Source organism: Methylomonas rivi (genome assembly GCF_024505165.1).
Classification (GTDB): Bacteria; Pseudomonadota; Gammaproteobacteria; order Methylococcales; family Methylomonadaceae; genus Methylomonas; species Methylomonas rivi.
The window spans coordinates 1-11477 of sequence record NZ_JANIBK010000129.1 but is presented as its reverse complement, the minus strand read 5'-3'; the positions used below and the strand labels follow the sequence as shown (position 1 = coordinate 11477).

The 11477-nt window shown below is 57.4% G+C and carries 11 protein-coding genes; 3 read left to right on the top strand and 8 right to left on the bottom strand.

What is annotated here, in order from left to right; all coding sequences use genetic code 11:
- The 8 genes from NP596_RS16915 to atpD all read right to left on the bottom strand — a co-directional run.
- Positions 1–591 (bottom strand): F0F1 ATP synthase subunit gamma (locus NP596_RS16915; RefSeq protein ID WP_256616567.1); only part of this gene is annotated, 591 nt, incomplete at its 3' end.
- Positions 588–2027: a F0F1 ATP synthase subunit alpha gene (locus NP596_RS16910; protein ID WP_256616566.1), complete on the bottom strand. Its 1440-nt coding sequence runs from the start codon at positions 2025–2027 to the stop codon at positions 588–590. The genes NP596_RS16915 and NP596_RS16910, both read right to left, overlap by 4 nt.
- Positions 2020–2772, bottom strand: coding sequence for a F0F1 ATP synthase subunit delta (locus NP596_RS16905; protein WP_256616565.1), 753 nt, complete (start codon positions 2770–2772; stop codon positions 2020–2022). Before NP596_RS16905 ends, NP596_RS16910 begins: the two co-directional genes overlap by 8 nt.
- A 141-nt stretch (positions 2773–2913) precedes the next feature.
- Positions 2914–3192, bottom strand: a complete 279-nt coding sequence (gene atpE / locus NP596_RS16900; RefSeq protein ID WP_256616564.1) for an ATP synthase F0 subunit C — start codon at positions 3190–3192, stop codon at positions 2914–2916.
- Entirely contained in the window at positions 3189–3881 is a 693-nt protein-coding gene (locus NP596_RS16895) for a F0F1 ATP synthase subunit A (RefSeq protein WP_256616563.1), read from the bottom strand. Before NP596_RS16895 ends, atpE begins: the two co-directional genes overlap by 4 nt.
- A gap of 6 nt (positions 3882–3887) precedes the next feature.
- Positions 3888–4160: an AtpZ/AtpI family protein gene (locus tag NP596_RS16890; protein ID WP_256616562.1), complete on the bottom strand. Its 273-nt coding sequence runs from the start codon at positions 4158–4160 to the stop codon at positions 3888–3890.
- Positions 4161–4162: 2 nt separating this feature from the next.
- On the bottom strand, positions 4163–4567 hold the full coding sequence (locus NP596_RS16885) for a F0F1 ATP synthase subunit delta/epsilon (RefSeq protein WP_256616561.1): 405 nt from the start codon (positions 4565–4567) through the stop codon (positions 4163–4165).
- Entirely contained in the window at positions 4564–5943 is a 1380-nt protein-coding gene (gene atpD, locus NP596_RS16880) for a F0F1 ATP synthase subunit beta (RefSeq protein WP_256616560.1), read from the bottom strand. Before atpD ends, NP596_RS16885 begins: the two co-directional genes overlap by 4 nt.
- 837 nt (positions 5944–6780) lie before the next feature.
- Here atpD and NP596_RS16875 point away from each other — a divergent pair.
- The 3 genes from NP596_RS16875 to glnE all read left to right on the top strand — a co-directional run bounded on the left by NP596_RS16875 (position 6781) and on the right by glnE (position 11352).
- Complete coding sequence (locus NP596_RS16875) at positions 6781–7512, top strand: VPLPA-CTERM sorting domain-containing protein (RefSeq protein WP_256616559.1); 732 nt, start codon at positions 6781–6783, stop codon at positions 7510–7512.
- Positions 7513–7684: 172 nt separating this feature from the next.
- A complete protein-coding gene (locus NP596_RS16870) occupies positions 7685–8224 on the top strand; it encodes a 5'-nucleotidase C-terminal domain-containing protein (RefSeq protein ID WP_371927970.1) in 540 nt (179 codons plus the stop codon).
- Between the two features lie 257 nt (positions 8225–8481).
- A complete protein-coding gene (gene glnE / locus NP596_RS16865) occupies positions 8482–11352 on the top strand; it encodes a bifunctional [glutamate--ammonia ligase]-adenylyl-L-tyrosine phosphorylase/[glutamate--ammonia-ligase] adenylyltransferase (protein ID WP_256616558.1) in 2871 nt (956 codons plus the stop codon).
- Positions 11353–11477: the final 125 nt, after the last annotated feature.

The window sequence follows — 11477 nt, the reverse complement described above, 5'->3', positions numbered from 1 at the left end:
CGCCGGCATCAGCGTCAACGGCGGGTAACCGGCGCTCGCGGGCGCATGGGAAAGCAAGGGCCACAAACGTTGGCAGCGGGCCGCGCGATCGTCCCGCACACAAACGATCAACCCGAATTCCGCCGGATCGTCCAACCTTAACGCCGCAACCGCGTCCAATATGCGATCGATAGCCGTCGAGGCGTCCAGGCCGCTCTCGGCACCGGGAATACCGATCAAATTGTCTCCCGCCAGCAAACCCCGCAAGCGCTCGCCGACCAGAATGGTTGGATTACCCTGTTGCGCTTGCTGGCGCCAGACCCGTATCACATCCTCATTGAAACTACCGCAAAAACCGCGCGCCGAACCCAAGACCACCCAAATGTCGTTCAGGCGGTTTTGGGCCGTAAGCGGAGACACGGCCGCTGCCGGCAAATAGGCGGCCAAGTCCTGCACAGCCAGCACCAACGTATCCATGACTTGCTGTTGAGCGGTCTCGTGCCTGCCTATCCGTTTCAGCTCCGCCAAGGCAAAGCTGCGCATCGCGCCTAAAATCCCATTCAGTTCGTCATATAGTGCCAGCTTGGCTTCGATGTCTTGGCGTTGGCTCATTTCAGCTCGGCCAGTCGCTCGCGCAATACCGCCAGCCATTGCGGCTTGGGAGAATTCAAGTTCAGCGGACTATCGGCCAGCGCTTGCGGCAATTTGTTCAAAATGGCATTCACAGCCACCGGCGCAATCTCCGCCAACAAGCCTTCACTGTAGGCCAACAGCCAGCCCAGATGCGCCTGTTCCGGCCAGGGCTCCAGCCTGTCCTGCTTTAATGCTTCCCGTAACAGGCGGCCGCGCCGCAGCTTTTCTTCCACCCCAGCTTCCAGACGGGTGCCGAAGCGGGCAAACAACTCCAGCTCCAGAAACTGCAGATAATCCAGCCGAATACGTGCGGAGGCGGCTTTAATGGCGGCATGTTGGGCTTTGCCGCCGATCCTCGACACCGAGCGGCCGATGTCGATGGCCGGCAGCATGCCGGCGGCGAACAATTTGCTATCGAAATAAATCTGTCCGTCGGTTATTGAAATCAGGTTGGTCGGAATATAGGCCGACAATTCGCCCTGGCGGGTTTCGATTATCGGCAAGGCCGTCATGCTGCCGCCGCCGCTGGCGCTGGATAGTACCGTTGAGCGTTCCAATAACCGCGAATGCAAATAAAAAATATCCCCCGGATAGGCTTCGCGGCCCGGCGGGCGCTGCAGCAACAACGACAACTCCCGGTAGGATTGGGCGTGCCGGGTCAAATCGTCGTAAACCACCAAGGTATCCCGGCCCATGCGCATCCAGTGTTCGGCAACCGCGCAACCGGAAAACGGCGCCAGATAGCGAAACCCCGGCAGAGCGTTGGCTTCCGCCACCACCACTACCGTATGCTCCAGGGCGCCGGTTTGCCGCAGAGTTTCGATCACGCCGGCAATCGAGGCCCGGGTTTGCCCTATCATCACCATCACGCACAAAATATCCCGGCCGCGCTGATTGATCACCGCATCCAGCGCCAGCGAACTTTTACCGAGCCCATCGTCGCCGATGATCAACTGCCGCTGGCCCTTGCCGATCGGAATCAGGGCATCGACGATCTTGCTGCCGGTGTAGAGCGGCTGATTGACGAAGTCCCGCTCAAGAATGCTGGGCGCCGCCGCTTCCAACGGCGCGTAATGCCGGTAGTCCGGCGCCGGCAGACCATCCAGCGGCTTGCCCAGGGGATCGACCAACCGACCCAACAAGACTTCGCCCACGCCCACTTCCAGCCTGCGGCCGATATGCTGGGCCGACATGCCGGCGGTCAGGTCGTGGCTTTGCGACAATAAAATCGCCCCCAGCATATCCTTGCCCAATTGAAATACCAGTCCGCTGCTGCCGTCGTCGAAACCGATCAATTCGTCCAGTTGCGCCGACGGCAAGCCACGCACCCAGACGATGCCGTCGCCAATGCCGGCCACGCAGCCGCGCTCGGACAAACGCAGTTCGAACCGATAGGCGGCGGGAATGTTACTCATGCCGATTCCGGCGGCGGAAAAACGCCAGCTCGTCCAACAGATTGGCATGCAGCTGGCATTCGCCCACTACCACCCGAATGCCGGCGATCAGGCCGGCGTCTTCGGCGAAGCTCGGCGTCAAAAGCCGTCCCGCCGCGGTAGCGAGCGCTTGGCTTATGCTGTCTTGCTTGGCCGCATCCAGGGCATGGGCGGCACGTACTTCCACCAGCGACTCCGGAATCAAAGCCTGCCCGGCTTTACGTAGCGTGGCGAGTTCGCTATCGCTCAATGCGGCCAGATCAGCCAAAAACATCTCCACGATAGCCTCAGTCAAGGCCGGCGACGCCAATCTGACCAACATTTGCGCCGCTTGCCGGTAGGCTTCGGCGGCGGCCTCGCGGATCAAGGCCGTCTCGTGCGCCGCGATAACGGCACTATCGCGAACCTGCTTTTTTGCCGCTTCATCGAGCAGCGATTTTCTCAATTCATCCAACGCCTTGCCGCGCGTCTGTTGCAATTCGGCTTCCAATTGATGGCGGTTGGCTTCATATTCCTTGGCCCACTCGGCCAAGCGGGTTTCATACTGCAAACGCAAGGCCTCGGCTTCGTTGCGTAATTGTTCGGCGCGGGCGGTTTCCTGCTTGATGCGCTGTTGCCGAGCGTCAAGGCTGGCCATGACCGGTTTATACAAAAACCGTTGCAGTATCCACAGCAACACCAAAAAATTGATAATTTCCAGGATGAATGTGGTCCAGTCCAGTTGCATGGCGATATTCCCATTTGCGATAAAAAAACCGGCTCCCAACTAGCCATGGGCGCTTCAATCTTACACTTAGTAGGTTGGATGCAGCGAAGCGGCATCCGGGATTAAAGGGGCATACACCCCGGATGGCATCCAGACGACTTTTTACTTGCCGGCATTACCTAAAAAATACTCCAACAACGGATTTCTGAACAACACGATCAAGGCAATCACCAGACAGTAAATCGCCAGCGATTCGATCATGGCCAAACCGATGAACAAAGTGCGGGTGATGGTTTTTTCCGCTTCCGGTTGCCGGGCCAGGGCTTCCAGCGCGCCGGCAATTGCCCGCCCCATGGCGACGGCCGGCAACATGGTGCCTAGGGCAATCACCAGTCCGGCCACGCCGGTGGAAATCATGCTGAATAAATGCAGCTCGTTCATAAATTTTCCTCGCGATTAGAAGAGTCCGGCTCGTTGGATTCCAGGGCGCCGGCGATATAAATCAAGGCCAGCATGCCGAAAATATAGGCTTGTATCACCGCTTCCACCACATGCAACATCAACAAAGGCACCGGCACCAGGAAACCGGCGATCAACAACACCAATAAGGCCGCCATTTCCAGGCTCATCATGTTGCCGAACAAACGAATCGCCAGGGCCAGGGTGCGGGTAATTTCGCTGATGATATGAAACGGCAGCAAAATGACGCTGGGTTGACAGTAATGCTTGAGATGCCCGCCCAGTCCGTGCGCGCGTATCCCGAACCAATGGGTGGACAGAAACACCAGCATCGCCAGCGCGGCCGTGGCGGACAAATCCCGGGTGGGGGCGTGCATTTCCGGCAGCAATCCGACCAGATTAGCCGCCAGCACGAATAGCCACAGCGTGGCAACAAATGGCAGCACCCGGCGCACGGCCGCCGCCGGTACTACGTCGGCAACCGCCGTTTCGATGGCGACCAATACGGCTTCCAGGGCGTTGTGTAAACTCGACGGCTTTTGATAGCCGGACAAACGCAGCAACAGCGCCAGCAAACCAAATCCCAGCATGATCAACCAGGTGGTGATAACAGTATTACTAATAACCCAATCCCCCAGGTGCCAGACCAGGCCTTCTGCCTCTCGATTCATAATGCCTCAATGCCTTTGAATAAAGCGAAACACATTGTAACCGCCGGTGACGATGCCCAGCACAATCAGACTGACCGTCCAGCGTACCGAATAGCCGGCCGCCAAGGTGTCCAGCCATCGGCCCAAATAGGCGCCCAGCACCATGGGAGTAACAAACAACAGGCCCAGCGTGCCGCCGTAAAACAGCATGCCCAGCCAACCGGCCGGTTGATTTTCCTTTTTGACCAGCCGGCGGATGTCGCGGCGGGTTTTTTCGAGCAATGTGTGTCGGTCGCGCATGTTTAAATATCTCCATGCAAACTCAGCTCGGCCAAACGCCGCACCAGGGATTGTTCGATTTGCGTCAGCGTAAGGCGGGCCGCATGCAATTGCGAGTCGGTTCTGGCCAATTCGTCGCTTAACTGTTGGCAGATTTCATCCCGCTTGTCACCGACGAAATAACGTACCGTGCAGACCGACAGACAATTGTCGGCAAACCGGCACACCCCGCCGGGCAAGGCGAGGTAATACCAATGTCCTTCAACGTCGCAAAAGCGGGCCAAACCCTGGCGCAGCAACACAATCAACGGCGCATGTCCGGCCAGTACCGCAAAACTGCCTGTTTCGTCCGCGCCAATGAAACGCGTCACCGCGCTGAAGATCTGGCTGTTTTGACTGTCGAGTAGGCGCAATTCAAAGCTGTTCATACCGGCATCGCTCCTTTCATATAACAGTCGGCCTCGGGCAGCTGGTCGTATTTGCCGCCGATAAAGGCTTCGCAATCGCTGATGGTCCGGCTCAACGGCACCCTCGCCCCCGGCATGCCGGTATGGTCGGCCACCGTGTTGAACGGTTGAGTCAGATAGCGTTGCAGGCGGCGAGCCCGTTCGACGATTTTGCGGTCTTCCGGCGACAGTTCCTCGATGCCCAGCATGGCGATAATGTCTTCCAGTTCCCGATAACGGGCCAAATGCTCGCGAACCGCCAACGCTACATGATAATGCCGGTCGCCGATGATGCGGTGGTCTATCATGCGGCTGCTGGAACGCAGGGGATCGATGGCCGGATAAATGCCTTTGGCGGCCTGTTGCCGCGACAATATCACCACGCTGTCCAGATGTCCCAGTATGGTGGCTACCGCCGGATCGGACATATCGTCCGCCGGCACGTATACCGCCTGCACCGAGGTAATGGCGCCCGACTTGGTGGAAACGATGCGCTCTTCCAATGAGGCAACTTCGGTTAACAAGGTGGGCTGATAGCCCATGGTGGCGGGCATGCGTCCCAACAAGCCGGAAATTTCGCTGCCGGCCTGCACAAAGCGGAAAATATTGTCCATTAAAAACAATACCTCGGTTTCCAGGCTATCGCGTAAATACTCGGCATAGGTTAAAGCGGTATAACCGACGTGGTAACGCACGCCGGGCGATTCGTCCATTTGCCCGAATACCAGTAAGGCCTTGGCCAATACGCCGGCGTCGGCCATTTCGTGCCACAGTTCGTGGCCTTCGCGCATCCTTTCGCCCACCCCGGCATACACCGACACCCCTTGCATGCCGGCGCTGACCGCGTGCATGAATTCCATCATCAACACCGTCTTACCGACCCCGGCGCCGCCGAACAAACCGGTTTTGCCGCCGCGCACGAAGGGACACAGCAAATCGATGACTTTAATGCCGGTTTCCAGAATTTGCGTGGACGGCAAGGTATCGGACAATAACGGCGGCAAGGCCAGAATATTACGGTACTGTGCGTTCGGCAGATTCGGCCCGCCGTCCAAGGGGTCGCCGAACACATTCAACATCCGGCCCAAACAGGAGCCATCCACCGGCACATGCAGGGGCGCCCCGCGGTCGTAAACCGCCATGCCGCGATGAATGCCGGACACCGCGTGCAAGGCAATGGCCCGAACCAAACCCGGCTCCAGATGCTGATACACCACCAACACGTAACGGTTATTGTCGTTAACCACGTCCAGGGCCTGGCCGATAGGCGGCAGATATTGGCAGCGCACGTCGATCACCGGGCCCTGGGCGGTTTCTATCCGGCCGACCGGTTGGCTCAAGGTATCGGCGGCCGTCATCTTGAATAATCCTCCGCCTGTTTTGCCTCGGCACGGTTTGATAACGGCAACGCCGATCCATGCCGTAATCCCGAGCTACGGGCAAAATGACCGTAAAACACATTCATCTGCGACTCCCTACCGTTAAGCGTTGCGGAAGATCGGGGTTTAACGGCTATGCTTAAAATGCGCCGAATAAACCACGAACTTCCGGCTTCGCATAGCATCCGCCAATTGACGGTAAAAATACATCAAAATCGCACGATTTATGAAATCCCGCCTAACAGGGACTCCGCAACTTCAAGGCGATAAGGCGGGCATACCGGATAGGTTGTGCCGAGCCATGCGAGGCGCAACGGTCGCGATCGATGCGCCTAACGGCGGGTAAACGTCAATAAACGCGGCGTGGGTCGGCCGTGGGATGGCAAGTACCTGTGGTTCAGGCTTATCCGTGACGGGGGAAATGCCGTCGCTCCGACCCGATTACCCCGATGCGGGGACGCTTCGCGACGGCGAATATGGGTTCACCGTCGCCGACATCGGAAAATCTCCGCCGCGCCTGCCCAATGCCGAGCGCAAGCTTGGATTTTTAACGCTTCCCCAAATACCGGACACTAATTTCATGGATTGGTTTATCGCTACGCTGTCAAGCCCCAAAAACCAACTCCGCAAACAAACTCCAAACCTCCGTCACAAAACCATAATTTTTTTGTCACGCTCGCGTCACTTGGTTTCTCTATAAATCGTTCGGTCCTTCGGCACCACGTCCGCTCGATTCGACAGCATTTGTGCGTTTGCGAATCGGGTAGCCATCACCCTTAGCTTTGAGTTTGCCATCTGTTTAATAGGAGTTTAATCATGAATTTGAAATCTATCGTCGCCGGCTTGGCGTTTTCCGTGGTTGGCGCCAGCGCGCAAGCGTCGGTGATCGCGCAATGGAACTTCAATTCCAACCCGGCCGACAGTTCAACCGGTACCGGTTCAATCATCCCCGCCATCGGCAACGGCACTGCCGCATTGGTAGGCGGCGTCACCGGTTCATTCGCCAGCGGTACATCCAACGGCGGTTCGTCCGACCCCGTTGCCGCCGACAATTCCGGCTGGCAAACCACCACCTACGCCGCGCAAGGCGCCGGCGACAAAACCCGCGGCGTGCAATTCAATGTCAGCACCGTCGGCTTCAAGGACATTACCATCAGCTACGACTTGCGCCACAGCAACACCAGTTCTCGTTACGAACTGGTGCAATATTCATTGGACGGCATCAATTTTATCGACAGCACGCTGTTCGACGGCAATGCCGGCGATACCTGGTTTAAAAACCGCAGCATCGACTTCAGCAGCATTGCCGGTGTAGCCGACAATGCCAATTTCGCCTTACGCATCGTCGCCGCCTTTGCTCCAGGCGATCAGGTTTATTTGCCTTCCAATAACACCAGCAACTATGGCACGGCAGGCACTTGGCGTTTCGACATGGCGACGGTCAGCGGCTCACCGGTACCGGTACCGGCCGCTTTCTGGATGATGAGCGCCGGTTTGCTGGGCTTGGTGGGCATAAACAGACGCCGCGCCATGACAACCGCTGCCTGAATCACTGTTCGATTGAGTATTGCCGCATTCGCTGGAATCGGATGCGGTATGGTCCTTGTCTATCCACTCCGGAGATTTTTTATGTTTTTGCGCTTATAAATGCCTTACGCGCTTCTGGCGTTATCGCTCGCCGGTGTAACCTCCGCGCACGCCGGTAGCTTGACACTGTTTCATAATAACGACGGCGGATCGAAGTCTGGGCAATCTGGTTGCCGATGCGTTTTTATGGGCGGCACGCAACGAAAATACCGGCCTGAACACCGGTAACACACTGCTTGCGCTGACCAATTCCGGCGGTATCCGCGAAGACCTCGACAACGACGAAAACGGCATCATCAGCCAAGGCGAAGTACAAGCGGTGCTGCCGTTCGCCAATTCGCTGGCGGTGATCGGCAACGTCTCGGTGTCGACCTTGGTCAATGCGCTGGAAAATTCGGTGTCGCGTATTCAGCCTGGCGGCACCGGTACCGATGGCCGCTTTGTCCAAATCGCCGGATTCGAGTTCGATTACGACCGAAGTCTGGCGGCCGGCAGCCGAATAGTGGAAGTCAGCCTGGCGGATGGAACCGAAATATGGTCGGCCGCCGAGGGCGAGCTGTTTTCAGGCGAATTCGACATCGCCACCAACAGCTTTCTGGCCGGCGCCGGTACGCCGGACGGTTACAACTTCGATATTCTTGTAGCAGGTGGGCAGAAGCGGCAAAGGACTTGACGGAAATCCGGTTCTGTTACCCGCGAATACAAGACGGTCGGAGGCTGGTCGTCGAATTTATAGTGGGTTGAGGGAGATGGCACCGGGCCGAAATGGATAAAAATCTACCGTGCGGGCTCTCCTACCCATAAAACGTGCTTGCCGGCCGATTCCGCCTCCGGCACGCGCGACGAATTTAACGAATGCGGAACTACAAAATCACGTCCGCCGAGATTTCGGTATGATTAGGCATTAACTTATTCTTATGGATATTGCCTATGAGCCTTCAGACCCTGCTGTCGCAACATCAGCCGCATTTGCCGGATACCCTGCAAAACTTGGCCCAGTCCATTTACCGGCAACTGGACGAAAAATTGTCCGCCGACGATTTGGCCGTTTTTGCCGACGATGCCTTTGCTAATTCGGTATTGAAAGTCTGTTGCTGCAGCCAATTCGTCCGCGACAGCTGGCTACGCGACCCCGGCCTGCTGACGGATTTGGTGAAAAGCGGCGATTTGTTTTCCAATAACCGCAGCGGCGCTTACCGATCTCATTTACACGACAAGCCCGCCGACTCCGAAGCCGCCTTGGCCAAACAATTGCGGCAATTCCGCCGCCGGGAAATGGTGCGGATCGCCTGGCGCGACTTGGCCGGCTGGGCGGATCTGGACGAAACCCTGACCGATCTGACCGCCCTGGCCGAAGCCTGCATCCAAACCGCGCTGGACTTTTTCTACCAACAGGCCTGTAAGCGCTGGGGCACGCCCACCTTAAGCAGCGGCGCGCCGTTTAATATCGTGGTGCTGGGCATGGGTAAGCTGGGCGCCTGGGAATTGAATTATTCCTCCGACATCGACCTGATCTTCGCCTATGCCGAAGACGGCCTGCTGACCGAGAAAAAGGAAATCAGCTACGGCGAATTTTTCACCCGCATCTGCCGCTCGCTGATCAAAATGCTGGACGAAACCACCGTGGACGGTTTTGTGTTTCGCACCGACGTGCGCCTGCGCCCCTTCGGCGACAGCGGGCCGCTGATCATGACCTTCGACGGCATGGAAAACTATTACCTGACCCAGGCCCGGGAGTGGGAACGCTACGCGATGATCAAGGCCCGCCAGGTGGCCGGCGATTTCGACACCGGCAAACAGCTGGCGGCGCTGATCAAACCGTTTGTCTACCGGCGTTATCTGGATTACGGCGCCTTCGAGGAACTGCGCTCGCTGAAATTCCAGATCATGCAGGAATTGAAACGCAAGGACCGCCTGGACAACGTTAAACTCGGCCCCGGCGGCATCCGCGAGGTGGAATTCATCGGCCAGGCCTTTCAATTGATCCGCGGCGGCCAGGAACATGCCCTGCAACAGCGGGAAATTCAGGCGATACTCGGCGTGTTGGGCGAGTTGGCATTAATGCGGGCGGACGACGTCGCCAATCTGAAATTCGCCTATCGCTTCCTGCGCCGGGTGGAAAACCACATCCAGCAATATCAGGACCGGCAAACCCACGATTTGCCGCGACAAGAGCTGGTGCAACAGATTCTGGCCTATTCCTTGGACTTTGAAGACTGGGACAGCTTCAAACAAGAACTGGATAAGGTTCGCCACAGCGTGCAAGCCATCTTCGACCAGGTGTTTTCGCTCAGCGAACAGGATAGCCAGCAACAAGCCGCCCGGCTGGTCTGGGCTGGTGTCGACGAAGAACAGTCTCTGGAAAGTCTGGTCGATTACGGCTTTACTGACCCGCAAGCCGTTTATACCGCCCTGCAGGATTTCAAAGTCTCGTCCCCGGTCAAGCGCATGACCCGCAAGGGCGCCGGAGTGCTAGACAGGTTGATGCCGCTGTTGATCGAGCGGGTGCCTTGCGTCGAGAACCGCGACATTACCTTGAAGCGTATTTTGAATTTGTTCGAAGCGGTGGCCGGCCGCAACGTGTATTTATCGCTGCTGGCGGAAAACCCGGACGCCCTCAATCAGTTAATCACGCTGGCCGCCGCCAGCCCGTGGATTTGCGAATTCATGGCCGAGTATCCGATTTTGTTCGACGAATTGCTGGATCCGCGCAGCCTGTTCGAACCGTTGAAAAAAGCCGACTTAAGCCGGGATTTGCAGCGCGAACTGGAGAGGATAGACGGCAACGACGGCGAGCAGCTGATGATAGCCTTGCGCCAGTTCAAGCACCAAAATGTGTTGCGGGTAGCGGCCGCCGACATCATGGGGGTAGTGCCGGTGATGATCGTCAGCGATTACTTGACCTGGATCGCCGAAGCCATTCTGGAACAGGTACTGGAGCGGGCCTGGCGGATACTCGCCGACAAACACGGCTGCCCGCCCGGCACCCAAGCCGACAAAGCCGGCGGGTTCGCGATTGTCGCCTTCGGCAAATTCGGCGGTATCGAATTGGGTTACGCCTCCGACCTGGATTTGGTGTTTTTATACGACTGCGCCGACGGCAACGCCATGACCGGCGGCGACAAGCCCATCAACAGCGGCCAGTTTTATTTGCGGCTGGGGCAAAAAATCCGCCATATTCTGGATACCAAAATGCTGTCCGGCGTTTTGTACGAATGCGACCTGCGCCTGCGCCCCAACGGCGACTCCGGCCTGCTGGTCACCCACATCAACCAATACGAAAACTACCTGCGCGAGCAAGCCTGGACCTGGGAGCATCAGGCGTTGGTGCGGGGTCGCTTCGTGGCCGGCGACTTGTCGCTTAAGGCGGAATACGAAGCCATCCGCGGCCGTATCCTGGCGCTGCCGCGCGACCTTGGCGAATTAAAGCAACAGGTGCGGGAAATGCGGGAAAAAATGCGCGAACATCTGGACAGCTCCGCGGCCGGCACCTTCGACTTGAAACAAAGCAAGGGGGGCATCGCCGACATCGAATTTATCGTCCAATTCGGCGTGCTGGCCGAAACCGCCCATAACCCCGCTCTGGCCACCTATACCGATAATGTGCGTCTGCTGGAAGGCTTGGCCGCGCAGGGTTTTATTGAGGCCGACGATGCCGCGATGCTGAAGAAAGCCTATATCGGCTATCGCGATTACGGCCACCATCAAGTGCTGCAAGGCGAAAGCGCCACCGCCAGCGATGCCGAATTCAAGGAACTGCGGGCGCGGGTGGATAAGCTCTGGCGGGCTTTTATGGAATGAAGTCTTTTTATGCCGAAACTAACAGTGAGCCTGTCGGATCAAGTTTGAAGTTCTACAAATCAGGTAAAAGTGATTGGCGAATGGGCTATGTCAAAATGTGGATAGGCTGGCAAAAAACGACCCAT